The 16,881-nt window shown below is 65.8% G+C and carries 17 protein-coding genes; 10 read left to right on the top strand and 7 right to left on the bottom strand.

Going from position 1 to position 16,881, the window contains the following annotated elements; all coding sequences use genetic code 11:
- Positions 1 to 41: 41 nt before the first annotated feature.
- The 5 genes from J2Y49_RS10020 to J2Y49_RS10040 all read right to left on the bottom strand — a co-directional run bounded on the left by J2Y49_RS10020 (position 42) and on the right by J2Y49_RS10040 (position 3,984).
- Entirely contained in the window at positions 42 to 665 is a 624-nt protein-coding gene (locus J2Y49_RS10020; RefSeq protein WP_310114564.1) for an FMN-dependent NADH-azoreductase, read from the bottom strand.
- A gap of 146 nt (positions 666 to 811) precedes the next feature.
- Positions 812 to 1,582, bottom strand: coding sequence for a class II glutamine amidotransferase (locus J2Y49_RS10025; RefSeq protein WP_310114566.1), 771 nt, complete (start codon positions 1,580 to 1,582; stop codon positions 812 to 814).
- Between the two features lie 115 nt (positions 1,583 to 1,697).
- The gene (locus J2Y49_RS10030) at positions 1,698 to 2,117 is read right to left on the bottom strand and encodes an ArsC/Spx/MgsR family protein (RefSeq protein ID WP_310114568.1); all 420 of its coding nucleotides are present in this window, start codon (positions 2,115 to 2,117) and stop codon (positions 1,698 to 1,700) included.
- 2 nt (positions 2,118 to 2,119) lie between these two features.
- A complete protein-coding gene (gene draG, locus J2Y49_RS10035) occupies positions 2,120 to 3,013 on the bottom strand; it encodes an ADP-ribosyl-[dinitrogen reductase] hydrolase (protein ID WP_409017828.1) in 894 nt (297 codons plus the stop codon).
- 122 nt (positions 3,014 to 3,135) lie between these two features.
- Positions 3,136 to 3,984: an NAD(+)--dinitrogen-reductase ADP-D-ribosyltransferase gene (locus tag J2Y49_RS10040; protein WP_310114572.1), complete on the bottom strand. Its 849-nt coding sequence runs from the start codon at positions 3,982 to 3,984 to the stop codon at positions 3,136 to 3,138.
- Positions 3,985 to 4,224: 240 nt separating this feature from the next.
- Here J2Y49_RS10040 and J2Y49_RS10045 point away from each other — a divergent pair, with 240 nt between their 5' ends.
- The 4 genes from J2Y49_RS10045 (at position 4,225) to nifK (ending at position 10,107) form a co-directional block, all read left to right on the top strand.
- Positions 4,225 to 5,538 (top strand): hypothetical protein, encoded by a 1,314-nt coding sequence (locus J2Y49_RS10045; protein ID WP_310114574.1) that lies wholly within the window; start codon positions 4,225 to 4,227, stop codon positions 5,536 to 5,538.
- A 441-nt stretch (positions 5,539 to 5,979) separates the two neighbouring features.
- Positions 5,980 to 6,876, top strand: a complete 897-nt coding sequence (nifH, locus tag J2Y49_RS10050) for a nitrogenase iron protein (protein ID WP_098740339.1) — start codon at positions 5,980 to 5,982, stop codon at positions 6,874 to 6,876.
- Positions 6,877 to 7,076: 200 nt separating this feature from the next.
- Positions 7,077 to 8,516 (top strand): nitrogenase molybdenum-iron protein alpha chain, encoded by a 1,440-nt coding sequence (gene nifD, locus J2Y49_RS10055; RefSeq protein ID WP_111065782.1) that lies wholly within the window; start codon positions 7,077 to 7,079, stop codon positions 8,514 to 8,516.
- A gap of 31 nt (positions 8,517 to 8,547) precedes the next feature.
- Positions 8,548 to 10,107, top strand: coding sequence for a nitrogenase molybdenum-iron protein subunit beta (nifK, locus tag J2Y49_RS10060; RefSeq protein WP_310114577.1), 1,560 nt, complete (start codon positions 8,548 to 8,550; stop codon positions 10,105 to 10,107).
- Between the two features lie 151 nt (positions 10,108 to 10,258).
- Here the strand turns inward: nifK and J2Y49_RS10065 are convergent, their stop codons facing one another.
- On the bottom strand, positions 10,259 to 10,798 hold the full coding sequence (locus J2Y49_RS10065) for a hypothetical protein (RefSeq protein WP_310114578.1): 540 nt from the start codon (positions 10,796 to 10,798) through the stop codon (positions 10,259 to 10,261).
- A 226-nt stretch (positions 10,799 to 11,024) separates the two neighbouring features.
- On the opposite strand from J2Y49_RS10065, the gene nifE reads away from it, so the two are divergent.
- The 6 genes from nifE to fdxB are packed head-to-tail and all read left to right on the top strand — an operon-like array spanning position 11,025 to position 15,288.
- On the top strand, positions 11,025 to 12,431 hold the full coding sequence (gene nifE / locus J2Y49_RS10070; RefSeq protein ID WP_310114579.1) for a nitrogenase iron-molybdenum cofactor biosynthesis protein NifE: 1,407 nt from the start codon (positions 11,025 to 11,027) through the stop codon (positions 12,429 to 12,431).
- 5 nt (positions 12,432 to 12,436) lie between these two features.
- Positions 12,437 to 13,822: a nitrogenase iron-molybdenum cofactor biosynthesis protein NifN gene (nifN, locus tag J2Y49_RS10075; RefSeq protein ID WP_310114581.1), complete on the top strand. Its 1,386-nt coding sequence runs from the start codon at positions 12,437 to 12,439 to the stop codon at positions 13,820 to 13,822.
- Positions 13,823 to 13,860: 38 nt separating this feature from the next.
- Positions 13,861 to 14,259: a nitrogen fixation protein NifX gene (nifX, locus tag J2Y49_RS10080; RefSeq protein ID WP_310114583.1), complete on the top strand. Its 399-nt coding sequence runs from the start codon at positions 13,861 to 13,863 to the stop codon at positions 14,257 to 14,259.
- A gap of 2 nt (positions 14,260 to 14,261) precedes the next feature.
- A complete protein-coding gene (locus J2Y49_RS10085) occupies positions 14,262 to 14,717 on the top strand; it encodes a NifX-associated nitrogen fixation protein (RefSeq protein WP_310114585.1) in 456 nt (151 codons plus the stop codon).
- Between the two features lie 19 nt (positions 14,718 to 14,736).
- A complete protein-coding gene (locus J2Y49_RS10090; RefSeq protein ID WP_310114587.1) occupies positions 14,737 to 14,937 on the top strand; it encodes a CCE_0567 family metalloprotein in 201 nt (66 codons plus the stop codon).
- 57 nt (positions 14,938 to 14,994) lie between these two features.
- Positions 14,995 to 15,288 (top strand): ferredoxin III, nif-specific, encoded by a 294-nt coding sequence (gene fdxB / locus J2Y49_RS10095; protein ID WP_012973385.1) that lies wholly within the window; start codon positions 14,995 to 14,997, stop codon positions 15,286 to 15,288.
- Between the two features lie 225 nt (positions 15,289 to 15,513).
- Here the strand turns inward: fdxB and J2Y49_RS10100 are convergent, their stop codons facing one another.
- Positions 15,514 to 16,878 carry a glutamate--cysteine ligase gene (locus J2Y49_RS10100; protein ID WP_310114591.1) on the bottom strand — a complete coding sequence of 455 codons (1,365 nt, stop codon included), beginning with the start codon at positions 16,876 to 16,878 and terminating at the stop codon, positions 15,514 to 15,516.
- Between the last annotated feature and the right edge of the window lie 3 nt (positions 16,879 to 16,881).

A 16,881-nucleotide genomic window follows, 5' to 3' on the forward strand; every position in this document is an offset into this window, starting at 1 on the left:
CCCAGCGGGGGAGGGTTAGGGTGGGGGTAATCGGCGACCGCTCAAGCCGCGACCAACAACCCCTCGATCTCCTTCGCGGCGCCGGCCAGCGCCTTGTCCTTGGCGTCCGGACCCATGCCGATGCCCTCGGCGCGGATGAAGGTCACGTCGGTGATGCCGAAGAAGCCGAACACCGTGCGCAAATAGGCTTCCTGGTGGTCGAGGCCAGCCAGCGCCGGGTTGGTCGAATAGACGCCGCCGCGCCCCGACGCCACGATCACGCGCTTGCCGCCGGCCAGACCCTCGGGACCCTTCTCGGTGTAGCGGAAGGTGCGGCCGGCTTGGGCGAGGCGGTCGATCCAGGCCTTCAGCTGGGTCGGAATGGAGAAGTTGTACATCGGCGCGCCGATCACGACGACGTCGGCAGCCAGGAACTCGTCGAGCAGGGCGTTGGTCAAGGCCAGTTCTTCGCTCTGGCGCGGGCTCAGACCCTCCACGACGCCGAGCTTGACGACCTGGAGCAGTTCGCCGTCCAGATGGGCCGGCGGATTGGCTGCAACATCGCGGGTGAGGACGGTGGCCGCCGGCTCGGCCTTCACCAGGGCCTCGACGATGGAGGCGGTCAGCTGGCGGGTGACGGACGCGGTGCCGAGCGGGCTGGAGTCGACATGCAGGATCGTGGTCATGGCGGAAGGAGCCTCTTGTTTGTTGCGGCCGTCATGTCCGGCCGGGTTCTGAGACCCAAGATGCTCCTTTGTTTTCCAGTGGTTAAGCCGGTCTGTGCGCGAAAGATCGTCTCTGGACAAGCAACAATCGGCGCAGGTGGACCGGGTCAGCGCGTCACCAGCGCCCCGCCGCGGAAGACCGCCATCTGCCCCGGCTGCATCACCGTCCAGGCCTCGTCCCTGGTCAGCGGGCGGGTGGCGATGACGGTGACGACGTCGTTGGGCGTCGTCTCCTTGGAGAAATCGACGCTCATGTCGGCATCCACCAGGGTGGCGGCACCGAAAGGAGCCTTGCGGGTCAGCCAGGCGAGATTGGTGGCGCAATGGCACCACAGGTAGCGCCCGTCGCTGAGCAGCATGTTGAACACGCCCAGCGTCCCCAGATCGGCGGCCAGATGGCGGATCAGCTTCATCAGCCCGGTGGTGGTCTTCGGCGGCTCCGGATACTGCATGCGGATCTGGTCGAGCAGCCAGCAGAAGGCGTGCTCGCTGTCGGTGCTGCCGACCGGCTCGTAGAAGGTCAACACACGGTCCTTGATGCCCTTCAACTGGCCGTTGTGGGCGAAGGTCCACACCCGGCCCCACAGTTCGCGGGTGAAGGGATGGGTGTTCTCCAGCGACACCCGGCCGCGGTTGGCGCGGCGGATGTGCGAGATCACCGTGCAGGACTTGATCGAATACTGGCTGACCAGCCGGGCGATCTCGGATTCGCTGCTGGGTGCCGGATCATGGAAGGTGCGGCAGCCCTTCCCCTCGTAAAAGGCGATGCCCCAGCCGTCGCGGTGCGGCCCGGTCTGTCCGCCGCGGCGCATCAGGCCGGCGAAGCTGAAGCAGATGTCCGTGGGCACGTTGGCGCTCATGCCCAGGAGTTCGCACATGATGTCCTCGTCTGCCGCTGGTCGTCGCCCTTGGGGGCGACAAGCTACGACAGGCGCGTTGCAAGGTCACGCGTTGACATGGCGCGTGCGTCTATGCACGTCAGGGTTTGGCGCCTCACGGTCTCGGACAGGGCGGCATGTCCGGTCGCAGACACCCCTCAATCTTCTCCGCTGCCGCTACGCCGCCCAGCCCGATCCAGGCATCCACCCGGTCGGTCTCGAACCCGCAGTCGCGGCGGTCGCCGACCTGCATCAGCGGGCGGCGGATCAGCAGCGGGCATTCGACCATCGCGGCCAGCGCCGACTCCTCGTCCATCGCCTCCGGCACCACCTCGCCGGACTTCACCGCGGGGGCGGCGCGGTTCAACCAATCCGCCACCGGGCGGTCGCCGAAGAAGGGACGGAGCGTCTCCGCCGTCCAGGGCTCGCCCAGCAGGTCGCGGGCGAGCACGCGGTGACCGGCCTGCTCCAGCAGGGCCTTTTGACGGGCATTGCCGCCGCAGCCGGGCTTTTCGAAGAAGATCACATCGGCCATGGTCATTTCCCCTGGAACATCGGTGCGCGGGCAAGCAGCGCGTCGGTTTGCTGACAAATCTCGTCGTAGACCTTGCGGTCCAGCTTGCGCAGCCAGCGCGGCGGGATCGACTCCACGCCATAGGTGGCGCCGGCCAGCATGCCGGCGATGGCGCCGGTGGTGTCGGCGTCGCCGCCCTGGTTCACCGTCTCCACCACGCAGGATTCGACCGAATCGGTCTGGAAGTAATAGTGGAAGACGGTCTGCACCGTATCGACGATGAAGGCGGTGGACAGCCCGCGGTAGGGCTGGAACTTGAACTGGCGGTGCTTAGCGATCAGGGCGTTCGCCTCCTCCCGTGCTGCGACGATGCCGCCGCCGAGCACCAGCCGGCGCACCATCCGGCCCAGCGCGATCACCGCGGAATCCGACAGCTGGTTGCAGTGGGTGATGTGCGACTGTTCCACCGACCAGCGTTCGAAGGCCGCATCGTCGCCAAGCGTCGCCAGAGCCACCGGCAGGTTGCGCATCGCCGCGCCGTTGCCGGCGTGATATTCCGACTCCGGCTCCTCCAGCGTGCCGTGCATGATGAAGCGTCGGATGCCGCGACGCGTCGTGTCGCCCACATCGACCGGCACCGATTTCAGCCAGATCGCGAACTCCTCCGCGGCGCGGCGGGCGTCCCATTCGGGTGCGGACAGGATGGCGCGGCCGAGATGCAGCGACATCTCCGTGTCGTCGGTCACCTGCCCGGCCGGCAGCTTCAGCCAGCCGCCGCCCTTGATGTGCTTGTGGACGCCATACTGGTGGGCGATTTCGCCCTTGGTCAGGAACTCCACGGTCGCCCCCAGCGCGTCGCCGCAGGCGAGGCCGAGATAGGCACCGAGTGCCCTTGATCGGATTTCGGGGGATCGGATTTCGGGGGATCGGATTTCGGGCGTCAGAATCTTGGGATCGGTCATGCCATGGGGCGAAATGCCCGCCCTTTCCTGGTGCGCCCGGCGAACCAGCCATCAGGCCGCCGCCGGACGTGAGGTTGTCAGAGAAGCGACACACCCACCCGGTAATCCCCGCCGATCACCAGATACTCCCCTTCGCCTTGGAAGGGGTAGCGTGGCAGAATGTCGCGGAAGAAGACGACCTTGGGCAGCGGCACCCAGGCGTCGAGGATGTAGTCGCCGAACTGGCCGGCGATGTCGCGGTCGATGGAAAAAGAACACAGGTTGTTCAGCCGCAGCACCGCCGTGCGCCGGTCCGGCCGCGCGACGATGTGGTGTTCCTCGAAATCGTTGACGCCGCGGTACAGCCGGATGTGCGAGGCCCAGTTCGGCATCGGCGCATCGGGCCAGCCGCGTCGGATGGTCCATTGGCAGAACTCGTACAAAAGGTCGAGCTGCAGGTGGATGTTGTTGTTGTGGAAGCGGGTCGACTGTTTCTGCTCGCCATAGGCGGCCCAGGCGTCGGAGGCGAAGCGGCGGATCGGTTCGCCATGGAAGGTCGGCAGCAGGCCGAACCGGCTTTCCACCCAGCCCTTCAGCACCGCGCCTTCCGCCCGGTTGCTGTCGAACATCCAACCCTTCAGCAGGCGCAGATAGCTGGCCCGGAAGCGCCGCTTGCCGTCCGGCCCCTCCGCCCCGGAAAAGTCGGGGTTCACCCCGAACAGCTCGGCCATGTAACGCTGGAAAACGTCCGATGCGGTCAGCGCGTCGGGGCTTTCGTCCAGCGCCTCGAACAATGCTGCGTGCTCGCTGCGGGTGGCGCCGATGCGCAGGCGCCGCGGCTCGTCGTTGTAGGCTTCGCCGCACAGAGTGGCGGCCGGAATATTGACGAGGTTGGTGCGGTGGGCGCGAAGGGCCAGTGGGGAGTCAGGGGGCGAATCGGGCTCCATCGTCCGACCACTCGCATCCTGTGTCGCCGCCCTATCCGCCACGCCGGTTCGCTCCATCCGAATATCATTACTTCCTATATGGATATTGTATAAGCGGGCGCGTGCCAAGCCTTGAGCAGCGAAGCCGGCAGAAGGCCAGCAGAGGGCCTCATCGCCGAATGTCGCAACATTGTCCGTTTGAAGCCGAACGGTCCGTCCCCATACTCAGTACAGCGACGCTTACGATCCGGCGGCACCCGCATGGCCTTCTGGCCGACCAAGTACGACGACAGCCGGCGCCGGCGCACCCCGCCGGTGCCCACACAGACGCTTGTCCGGACGCCCCCACCCTCTCGCCAGCTCGCACCGGCCGCTCCGGCAGCACCCGACGGTCTCCCGCCGCGCGGCATCGACGAGGCGCGGACGGCCCTGCGCCTCGCACAGCTTCTGCGCGGCACCATCACTCCACTGCGCGGCGACGCGGTGCTGGAGCTGCTGGAGCCGCACCGGCCAAGGCTGGTGCCCAAGCCGGTCAACCCGCTGCCGGGACTGGCCGGCCAGCCGCCGGGCCGGATGCTGGAGGCGCTGCTGCGGCCGATCGGGCAAATCGTCACCGACGTGCTGCTGCCGGGGGTGCGCGACCATCTGATCGACCGGCTGGTGACCGGCCGCACCGCCCATGAGGAAAGCCTGCCCACCGCCATCGACCTTGCCGAGGCGATGCGGGCGCTGGTCGGGCGGATGCGCGGCGGCGGCAAGGGCCATCTCCAGGCGGTGATCGCGGCTATCGAGACCGACGCCCGCGCCACCGCCGACGCGCTGACCAAAGACCGCCGCCCCATCGACGTCGGCGGCATCGACCGGCTGGCCCGCGCCCTGCTGCGCTTCGAGGTGCGGCGGATGGTGCTGGAGGCGCTGGGCGGCGGCAGTGCGTTGCAGGACGTCGTCTATCAGTCGCGCCGGCTTGCCCGCTATTCCCTGCACCGCGCCACCGAGGCGATCGAGGGATTCGTCGCCGACCGCGGGCTGAAGGCGCTTCATGCCAGCCTCGCCACGCTCGCCCAGGCCGATGGGCTGATCGTCATCGCGCTTCGCAACCTGGACGACCAGGAGGAGACGAAGGAGGAGTCCGGCCCCTTCGTCGAGCCGGCCGACCGCAAGGCGATGAACGACTGGCTTTCGGCAGCATGGCGGCTTTCCGACACATTGTTCGATCTCGTCGGCAAGGCCGCGGCCGGCGGCGATCTGGACGACCTTCTGTTCGCTGCCCTGCTGCGCCAGCTGCGCAGCCTGCACCATTTCTGCGCCGACCTGACCCACGCCGGCCGCCCCGCCGCCGTGGACACGCTGAAGCAGCGGCTGGTCGACCGCTGCGACGTGCTGGCCCGCCTGACCGGCGAAAGGCTGGTCGAGGCGCTGCTGGCGAAGCCCGCCGATCCGGCCCTGGCCCGCCGTCTGGTGGCGCGCGGCCGGCTGCTGGCGCAGCTTCTCTACGACATGGACCGCGACGAGGCGGTGGAGGAGTTGGCGCTGCGCATCGTCGTGGCGAGCGAGGCGCTCGGCGAGGGGCGGTAGGATAGCCTCTGCGATGTATTGCCCCCACCCCGACCCTCCCCCGCTGGGCGGGGGAGGGGGACAGGAGCTTTGCCGCCGTGCGGCAACAGTCCCTCCCCCGCCCAGCTCTCGCACAAAGCTTCGCTTTGTGCTGACGCGGCAGGCGGACCGTAGGTCCGCTGAGAGCGGGGGAGGTTAGGTGGGGGCATTCGAAAGCCGACACCTCACCAAAAGAACCTTCCCCATAAAGACCAGACAAAATGTCGGGCTTTGTCGTGTGTGTCGGGACCCCGACAAAGAGACGGCACGCGTCGCCACAATCAATAACTCAATGTTTTCAATATCTTATCGAAATACACCGCTCTGGCACGGGTCGTGCAATCCTTGAAATCCGAAGCGGCCACAAACCGGCCGCACCGGATCGAAGCACAGTCCCACGACCCAAGCACAGGAGCGACCCACATGGCCAAAGCGCCTCTGCGTCAGATCGCCTTTTACGGCAAGGGCGGTATCGGCAAGTCCACCACCTCTCAGAACACGCTGGCCGCGCTGGTCGAGCTGGATCAGAAGATCCTGATCGTCGGCTGCGATCCGAAGGCCGACTCGACCCGCCTGATCCTGCACGCAAAGGCCCAGGACACCGTCCTGCATCTGGCCGCCGAGGCCGGTTCGGTCGAGGATCTGGAACTCGAGGACGTCCTCAAGATCGGCTACAAGAACATCAAATGCGTCGAGTCCGGCGGTCCGGAGCCGGGCGTCGGCTGCGCCGGCCGCGGCGTCATCACCTCGATCAACTTCCTGGAAGAGAACGGCGCCTACGACGACGTGGACTATGTGTCCTACGACGTGCTGGGCGACGTGGTCTGCGGCGGCTTCGCCATGCCGATCCGCGAGAACAAGGCTCAGGAAATCTACATCGTCATGTCCGGCGAGATGATGGCGCTGTACGCCGCCAACAACATCGCCAAGGGCATCCTGAAATACGCGCACAGCGGCGGCGTCCGTCTCGGCGGCCTGATCTGCAACGAGCGTCAGACGGACAAGGAATGGGATCTGGCCGACGCGCTGGCCAAGCGCCTGGGTTCCAAGCTGATCCACTTCGTGCCGCGCGACAACATCGTGCAGCACGCCGAGCTGCGCCGCATGACGGTCATCGAGTACGCCCCGGACAGCAAGCAGGCCGGCGAATACCGCGCGCTGGCCAACAAGATCCACGCGAATTCGGGCCAGGGTTGCATCCCGACCCCGATCACGATGGAAGAGCTGGAAGAGATGCTGATGGACTTCGGCATCATGAAGACCGAGGAGCAGCAGCTCGCCGAGCTGGCTGCCAAGGAAGCGGCGAAGGCCGGCGCCTGATCCCGGGCGTAGCGACGGTTGCCTACCGGCCCCCCTGCCCTTGCGCAGGGGGGACCGCCTGAACACTGGCCCTTTTCCCCAGCCCCGCACGACGTCGACCCAACGACTGCCCACCGGTTCCGGCCGGGCGACGTCGGCGTGGGAGGGAGGGGCTCGGTCACGCGCTGAAGCGGCGCGAATATTCAAGCAGGAGGCCGGCTATGAGCCTGTCCGAGAACACCACGGTCGACGTCAAGAACCTCGTCAACGAAGTCCTCGAAGCCTATCCCGAAAAGTCCCGCAAGCGCCGCGCCAAGCACCTGAACGTGCTGGAGGCCGAGGCCAAGGACTGCGGCGTCAAGTCGAACGTCAAGTCCATCCCCGGCGTCATGACGATCCGCGGCTGCGCCTATGCCGGTTCCAAGGGCGTGGTGTGGGGTCCGATCAAGGACATGATCCACATCTCCCACGGGCCCGTGGGCTGCGGCTACTACTCCTGGTCGGGCCGCCGCAACTACTACATCGGCGACACCGGCGTGGACAGTTGGGGCACGATGCACTTTACCTCCGACTTCCAGGAGAAGGACATCGTCTTCGGCGGCGACAAGAAGCTGCACAAGGTCATCGAGGAAATCAACGAGCTGTTCCCGCTGGTGAACGGCATCTCGATCCAGTCGGAATGCCCGATCGGCCTGATCGGCGACGACATCGAGGCGGTCGCCCGCGCCAAGTCGGCGGAAATCGGCAAGCCGGTCATCCCCGTGCGCTGCGAAGGCTTCCGCGGCGTGTCCCAGTCGCTGGGCCACCACATCGCCAACGACGCCATCCGCGACTGGGTGTTCGAGAAGACGGAACCCAAGGCCGACTTCGTCTCCACCCCCTATGACGTCACCATCATCGGCGACTACAACATCGGCGGCGACGCCTGGTCTTCCCGCATCCTGCTGGAGGAGATCGGCCTGCGCGTGATCGCCCAGTGGTCGGGCGACGGCACCATGGCCGAGCTGGAGAACACGCCGAAGGCCAAGGTCAACCTGATCCACTGCTACCGCTCGATGAACTACATCGCGCGTCACATGGAAGAGAAGTACAATATTCCTTGGATGGAATACAACTTCTTCGGCCCGAGCCAGATCGCCGAATCCCTGCGCAAGATCGCCGCTCTCTTCGACGACAAGATCAAGGAGAACGCCGAGAAGGTCATCGCCCGTTACCAGCCGATGGTCGATGCGGTCATCGCCAAGTACAAGCCGCGGCTGGACGGCAAGAAGGTCATGATCTACGTCGGCGGCCTGCGTCCCCGCCACGTCGTCGATGCCTATCACGACCTGGGCATGGAGATCATCGGCACCGGTTACGAGTTCGCCCACAACGACGACTATCAGCGCACGCCCCACTATGTGAAGGAAGGCACGCTGATCTACGACGACGTCACCGCGTTCGAACTGGAGAAGTTCGTCGAGGCGATGCGTCCCGACCTCGTCGCGTCGGGCATCAAGGAAAAGTACGTGTTCCAGAAGATGGGCCTGCCGTTCCGCCAGATGCACAGCTGGGATTATTCCGGCCCGTACCACGGCTATGACGGCTTCGCGATCTTCGCCCGCGACATGGACCTGGCCATCAACAACCCCGTCTGGGGCGTGATGAAGGCCCCGTTCTGACCATCGGCCTCTGGAACAGGAGAATTTGAGAATGACCGACAAGCTTTCGCAGAGCGCCGACAAGGTCCTCGATCACTACACGCTCTTCCGGCAGCCCGAATACGCGGCGATGTTCGAGAAGAAGAAGACCGAGTTCGAGTACGGCCATTCGGACGAGGAAGTCGCCCGCGTGTCCGAATGGACCAAGTCCGAGGAATACAAGGCGAAGAACTTCGCCCGTGAAGCGGTCGTCATCAACCCGACCAAGGCCTGCCAGCCGATCGGCGCGATGTTCGCCGCCCAGGGCTTCGAGGGCACCCTGCCCTTCGTCCACGGCTCCCAGGGCTGCGTCGCCTATTACCGCACCCATCTGACCCGCCACTTCAAGGAGCCGAACAGCGCGGTCTCCTCGTCGATGACGGAGGACGCGGCGGTGTTCGGCGGCCTGAACAACATGATCGACGGCCTGGCGAACGCCTATGCGCTCTACAAGCCGAAGATGATCGCGGTGATGACCACCTGCATGGCCGAAGTCATCGGCGACGATCTGCAGGGCTTCATCGCCAACGCCAAGAACAAGGAAAGCGTCCCGGCCGACTTCCCGGTGCCGTTCGCCCACACTCCGGCCTTCGTCGGCAGCCACATCGTCGGCTACGACAACATGATCAAGGGGATCCTGAGCAACTTCTGGGGCAATTCGGAGAATTTCGACACGCCCAAGACCGAGCAGATCAACCTGATTCCGGGCTTCGACGGCTTCGCCGTCGGCAACAACCGCGAACTGAAGCGCATCGCCGGCGAATTCGGCGTGAAGCTGCAGATCCTGTCCGACGTGTCCGACAATTTCGACACGCCGATGGATGGCGAGTACCGCATGTATGACGGCGGCACCACCATCGAGGAGACCAAGGAGGCCCTGCACGCCAAGGCCACCATCTCCATGCAGGAGTACAACACGACCCAGACCCTGCAGTTCTGCAAGGAGAAGGGCCAGGAGGTCGCCAAGTTCAACTACCCGATGGGCGTCACCGCCACCGACGAACTGCTGCTGAAGCTGGCGGAGCTGTCGGGCAAGCCGGTGCCGGCAAGCCTGAAGCTGGAGCGCGGCCGTCTGGTCGACGCCATCGCCGACAGCCACACCCACATGCACGGCAAGCGCTTCGCCGTCTACGGCGACCCCGACTTCTGCCTGGGCATGACCAAGTTCCTGCTGGAGCTGGGTGCGGAGCCGGTGCACATCCTGTCCACCTCGGGCTCCAAGAAGTGGGAGAAGCAGGTCCAGAAGGTGCTGGACAGCTCGCCCTTCGGCGCCTCGGGCTCTGCCTACGGCGGCAAGGACCTGTGGCACCTGCGCTCGCTGATCTTCACCGACAAGGTGGACTACATCATCGGCAACAGCTACGGCAAGTATCTGGAGCGCGACACCAAGGTTCCGCTGATCCGCCTGACCTACCCGATCTTCGACCGCCACCACCACCACCGCTATCCGACCTGGGGCTACCAGGGCGCGCTGAACGTGCTGGTGCGGATCCTGGACCGCATCTTCGAGGACATCGACGCCAACACCAACATCGTCGGCCAGACCGACTACTCGTTCGACCTGATCCGCTGACCGGCGGCAATCCAGGCATCGAAACACGCATCGGTTCCAGTCTACCCGTCGGGCCGGGGTTTCCATCCCCCCGGCCCGACGGCAACTTCCCCAGCCCGGAGAGCGTCGGCGACGGCGCGCTCCGGGTTTCTTTTTTGGTGACTTCAGCGCGTCAGCCATCCCGGAGGGCGAAGCCGACCACCCGCTCCAGTGCGCGTTCGGCCGCCGCCTGCCAGCCCTCTCCACCCAACTCGACCGATGCCGGCGGCAGGCCGACCGAGGGGGAGGCAACGCCGTCACGGACCGGGCGGGCGCGCAGCAGCAGACGGGGGTGCCCGGTACCGCTCCAATCCTGGCGGCTCTCCAGAACCAGCAACAGAATCGGGCCATCGACGGTGGGGGACTGTTCCTCCGCCGGTCGGTCGCCGCGCATCACCGGGTGCAATCCGAGGCGGACCACCGACTTGCCGTGACCAGCGGCCTTTCGGGTGACGAAATCCGCGGCGGCATCGCACAGCATCGTGGTTTCCGCCGGAACCGGGCGCTGATCGAGGTCGAGGAAGCGGCAGGCGACGCCGATCTCGCTTCCCGGCTCCTGCGAGAGCCGGATCACCGCGCCATCCTGCGTTGCCATGGCCGGCAGGGCCGCTAGCACAGTCAGAATTGCAGCCATCGTCCCGTGGCGGCGGCGGCGCCGTCCGATCCGCTCCATCGTCACATCCCTTTGTCGCAAGCGTCCTGTTACGGCCGCCCCTCCCCTCCCCCTGCGCGGGATGTGCGACACCCGACAAGCTTCTGGCCCGAACCCGCGATTGTCAGCTATCGAACAGGGCCGGCAAACCCGACAATCCTTTCCCGCCAACGACTTACCCTCTGGCATGCCCCCTGCATCACACCGATGCAAAGCCATTTCCGGCGCCAGGATGGGAGAAGCGGGCATGCTCCAGGACAAGATCCAGGACGTCTTCAACGAACCGGGCTGCGCGACCAACCAGGCCAAGTCGGCCAAGGAGAAGAAGAAGGGCTGCACCAAGTCGCTGAAACCCGGAGCCGCGGCCGGCGGCTGCGCCTATGACGGCGCGATGATCGTGCTGCAGCCGATCGCCGACGCCGCCCATCTCGTCCATGGCCCCATCGCCTGCCTGGGCAATGCTTGGGACAACCGCGGCACCCGGTCGTCGGGGTCGCAGCTCTACCGCACCGGCTTCACCACCGATCTGTCGGAACTGGACGTCGTCGGCGGCGGCGAGAAGAAGCTCTACCGCGCCATCAAGGAGATCGTTCAGCAATACGATCCGCCGGCCGTCTTCGTCTATCAGACCTGCGTGCCCGCCATGACCGGCGACGACATCGCCGCGGTCTGCAAATTCGCGACGCAGAAGCTGGGCAAGCCGGTGATCCCGGTGGATGCACCGGGTTTCGTCGGGTCGAAGAATCTCGGCAACAAGCTGGCCGGTGAAGCGCTGCTGGAGCATGTCATCGGCACGGTGGAGCCGGAGTACACCACCCCCACCGACGTCTGCATCATCGGCGAATACAACCTCGCGGGAGAGCTGTGGCTGGTCAAGCCGCTGCTGGACGAGATCGGCATCCGCCTCTTGTCCTGCATCTCCGGCGACGGCCGTTACAACGAGGTCGCCCAGGCCCATCGCGCGCGCGTCACCATGATGGTGTGCAGCCAGGCGCTGGTGAATGTCGGCCGCAAGATGCAGGAGCGCTACGGCATCCCCTATTTCGAGGGGTCCTTCTACGGCGTGTCCGACATGTCGGACACGCTGCGCACCATGACCCGGATGCTGGTGGAGCGCGGCGCCGACAAGGCCCTGATCGACCGGGCGGAGGGCGTGATCGCCCGGGAGGAAAGCCGGGTCTGGCGCCGTCTGGAACCCTACAAGCCGCGCTTCGAAGGCAAGCGCGTCCTCCTGTTTACCGGCGGGGTCAAGAGCTGGTCGATGGTCAGCGCGCTGGAAGGTGCCGGCCTGACCATCCTCGGCACCTCCACCAAGAAATCGACCAAGGAGGACAAGGAGCGCATCAAGAAGATGAAGGGCGAGGAGTTCCACCAGTGGGACGATCTGAAGCCGCGCGACATCTACAAGATGCTGGCCGACGATCAGGCCGACATTATGATGTCCGGCGGGCGGTCGCAGTTCATCTCGCTGAAGGCCAAGGTTCCCTGGCTCGACATCAACCAGGAGCGCCACCACGCCTATGCCGGCTATGACGGCATCGTCAATCTCTGCGAGGAGATCGACAAGACGCTGTCCAACCCGATCTGGCGTCAGGTCCGCCAGCCGGCACCGTGGGAGTCCGGTCCGTCCTCCACCCTTCTGGCGGCGGAGTAAGGCCGATGTCCCACATCCAGCGCTTCCCCTCCGCCGCCAAGGCCGCCTCCACCAACCCGCTGAAGATGAGCCAGCCGCTGGGCGCGGCGCTCGCCTATCTCGGCGTCGACCGCTGTCTGCCGCTGTTCCACGGGTCGCAGGGCTGCACCGCCTTCGGTCTGGTCCTGCTGGTCCGCCATTTCCGAGAGGCGATTCCGCTGCAGACCACGGCGATGGATCAGGTCTCCACCATCCTCGGCGGCTACGACAATCTGGAGCAGGCGATCCGCACCATCGTCGAGCGCAACAAGCCCGCCATGATCGGCGTCGCCACCACCGGCGTGACCGAGACCAAGGGCGAGGATATGGGCGGCCAGTACACGCTGTTCCGCCGGCGCAACCCCGACATGGCCGACACCGCCCTGGTCTTCGCCAACACTCCCGACTTCGCCGGCGGTTTCGAGGACGGCTTCGCCGCCGCCGTGACCGCCATGGTGGAGCGGCTGGTCGAACCCTCGCCGGTGCGCATCCCGACCCAGGTCAATGTGCTGGCCGGCAGCCATCTGTCGCCCGGCGACGTCGAGGAACTGCGCGACATCATCGAGGGCTTCGGCCTGGCACTGATCATGCTGCCCGACCTGTCGCTGTCGATGGCGGGCCGCCAGCCGTCCGACTTCACCGCCACCTCGCTGGGCGGCGTAACGGTGGAGCAGATCCGCGCCATGGGCGCCTCGGCGGCCACCATCGTGGTCGGCGAGCATATGCGGGTGGCCGGCAACGCGCTGGAGCTGAAGACCGACGTGCCCAGCCATTTCTTCAGCCGGCTGACCGGGTTGGAGGCGTCGGACAGGTTGGTCCGCCTGTTGATGGAGCTGTCGGGCAAGCCGGCGCCGGCCCGGCTGCGGCGCCAGCGCGAAAGCTTGGTCGATGCCATGCTGGACGGGCATTTCTTCTTCAGCCGCAAGCGCATCGCCGTGGCCCTGGAACCCGACCTGCTCTACGCCGTGACCGGCTTCCTGGCCGACATGGGGGCCGAGGTGGTCGCCGCGGTGTCGCCGACGCAAAGCCCGGTGCTGGAGCGGCTGAAGGCCGCCACCATCATGGTCGGCGACCATTCCGACCTGGAGACGCTGGCCCGCGACGCCGACCTGATCGTCTCCAACTCGCACGGACGGCAGGGGGCGGCGCGGATCGGCGTGCCGCTGCACCGCATGGGCCTGCCGATGTTCGACCGGCTGGGTGCGGGACTTCGCGTCCAGGTCGGCTACCGCGGCACGCGCGAGCTGCTGTGCGAGATCGGCAACCTGTTCCTCGCCCGCGAGATGGACCACGAGAACCACGAAGCCGGACACCATGGGGCAGGTGAATCGCACAGCTGCGGAGGCGGATCATGCGGATGCAACGCCGTCTGAGCGTGGTGCAGGACCCACGCCCGACCAAAGGAGGATCGATGAAGGTCGCTTTCTGCACCCAGGACATGCAGCACGTCGATGCGCATTTCGGCTGGGCCAAGAACATCGCCGTCTATCAGGTCGACCGTCAGGGCCATGCCTTTCTGGAGACCTTCCAGTTCGGCGGCTCGATGTTCGAGGACGGCAACGAGGACAAGCTGGTGCCCAAGCTGGAGGCGCTGGCCGACGTCGCCATCATCTACCTGTCGGCCATCGGCGCCTCGGCGGCCGCCCGCGTGGTGGCGAAGAAGATCCATCCGGTGAAGCTCGAGGCCACGGAAACCATACCGGCCGTGCTCGACAAGCTGGTCCAGACGCTGAACGGCAACCCGCCGCCCTGGCTGCGCAAGGCGATGGGCGAGACGCCGCAATTCCATTTCGACGAGGAGGAGGTTTGAGCATGGCCGAATTGGCTGAAGTGTCCGTCGCCGACCAGTTCGTGAAGACGCTGGTCCTGCTGTTCCGTGCCGAGGACAGCTATGGCGCCTGGGAAGGCAAGCCGGACGAGGCTCTGCTCGCCCCCTTCATCCTGGACAAGGAGGCCCGCGCCGCCATCCCGATCATCGGCGATCCCGACCCGGATACGCTGTGGCGGCTGGAGCTGTTCTACAAGGCGGTCGGCGTCACGGTCGAAAAGCAGACCGGCATGATGGCCTCGCCGATGATGAAGATGAGCCACGAGGGCTTCGGCCGCATGATCCTCACCACCGGCCGGCTGGTGGTGGTGTCGAAGACCCTGCGCGACGTCCACCGCTTCGGCTTCCCCAGCATCGAAAAGATGGCCGCCGACGGCGCCAAGCTGGTCGAGGATGCCGTCGCGCTGATCAGGAAATACCCCGAGGTCGCGAACCTCTGAGCTTCGCGGGAGCACGACCATGAGCGACATCGACGCCCTGAAGGACGAGATCAAGAAGCTGAACGCCCGCGCCACGCAGAAGAAGATGGATTTGCACGATTTGTCGGAAGAGCTTCCGCAGAATTGGCAGACCATCCTGACGGTGGCGCAGGAAACCTATGACGCCTTCAAGACCCTGACCGAGAAGCGGGCGGCGCTGAAGGCGCTGGAGAAGGCCTGACCCGCTCAATTTTCCAAGAAAAGCTTAGGCGCAGCCTTTCCCGAGAGGAGCATTCCCATGGCTGAGTTCCTGACCGGCACCACCCGCGGTGGTCAGAGCTGGACCCCGAAATTCGTCCAATCCATCGACCAGAAGCAGTGCATCGGCTGTGGCCGCTGCTTCAAGGTATGCGGGCGCGGCGTGCTCGACATGATCGGCCTGACCGAGGACGGCGACATCGTCGACGCCTTCGACGACGAGGCCGAAAAGAAGATCATGACGGTCAAGGAAGCCGCCAACTGCATCGGCTGCGAAAGCTGCTCCAAGGTCTGCTCGAAGAGCTGCATCACCCATGCGCCGGTTGCGGCGTAGGGTGTTTGCCGGTTCGTTGAAGCGCCTGCTTATTGCCCCCACCTTAATCCTCCCCCGCTGGGCGGGGGAGGAGATAAGTGCTTGTTCAGAAACGCGGCGGCAGTCCCTCCCCCGCCCAGCTCTCGCACAAAGCTTTGCTTTGTGCTGACGCGGCAGGCGGACCGTAGGTCCGCTGAGAGCGGGAGAGGTTAGGTGGGGGTCTAACCTCCCCAGCTAACCTTTGCCTCAGTACGCGTATTCCTTGAACACCGGATCGACGCTGCCGCCCCACGGGCCGTTGAACTTCTCCAGAAGCTCGTCGGCCGGGCTGCGGCCGGTCTCGGCGATGACCTGAAGCGTGTCGAGGAAGTGGGTCTCGTCGTCGCCCCAATTGTCGTTGCGGGCACGCCGCGCCAGACCGTCGCGGGCGATCGCCACAACCTCCAACGCCACGTCGCGAACCGTCCCATTGCGGAACGTCGTGCGCAGGCCCGACCGCGGCACCTCGGCGCGCAGATGCGCGCGCTCCTCCGTCGTCCAGTCCTTCACCAGATCCCAGGCCGCATCCAGCGCCACCTGATCGTAGAGCAGCCCGACCCACAGGGCCGGCAGGGCGCACAGGCTGCGCCACGGGCCGCCGTCGGCGCCGCGCATCTCCAGATACTTCTTCAACCGCACTTCCGGGAAGGCGGTGGTGGTGTGGTCGGCCCAGTCGGTGATCAGCGGCACCTCGCCCGGCAGTGCCGGCAGCTTGCCGTCCATATAGGCGCGGAAGGACTGGCCGGCCGCATCGATGTAAACGCCATCGCGATAGACGAAGTACATCGGCGTGTCGAGCAGATAGTCGACATAGCGCTCGAAGCCGAAGCCGTCCTCGAAGACGAAGGGGATGTCGCCGGTGCGGTCCGGGTCGGTGTCGGTCCAGATGTGGCTGCGGAAGCTCTGGAAACCGTTCGGCTTGCCTTCCGTGAAGGGCGACATCGCGAACAGCGCGGTCGCGATCGGCTGCAAGGCCAGCGACACGCGGAACTTCTTCACCATGTCCGCTTCGGACGCAAAGTCCAGGTTGACCTGCACCGTGCAGGTCCGCGTCATCATGTCGAGGCCGAGCGAGCCGACCTTCGGCATGTAGTCGCGCATGATCTTGTAGCGGCCCTTGGGCATCCAGGGGATGTCGTCGCGCGTCCATTTCGGCTGGAAGCCCAGCCCCATCATGGCGATGCCAAGCTCCGCCCCGACCTCCTTCACCTGGCGCAGGTGGCGGTGCACCTCGGCGCAGGTCTGGTGCAGGGTCTCCAGCGGCGCGCCCGACAGCTCGACCTGACCGCCCGGTTCCAGCGTGATGTTGGCCATGTCCTGGACCAACGCGATGATGTTGCCCTTCTCCTCCACCGGCTGCCAGCCGAAGCGGGTCATGCGGGTCAGCAGTTCGCGGATGCCGTCCGGCCCGTCATAGGGCAGCGGCCGCAGGTCGGAGGTGCGGTAAGCGAACTTCTCGTGCTCGGTCCCGATGCGCCAATCCGGCGCCGGCTTGCTGCCGGATTCGAGATAGGCCACCAGTTGGCGGCGGTCGGTGATGGGTTCGCCGCGCGTGGTCGGGGGTGCGGACATGAA

Source organism: Azospirillum sp. BE72 (assembly GCF_031455875.1).
Classification (GTDB): Bacteria; Pseudomonadota; Alphaproteobacteria; order Azospirillales; family Azospirillaceae; genus Azospirillum.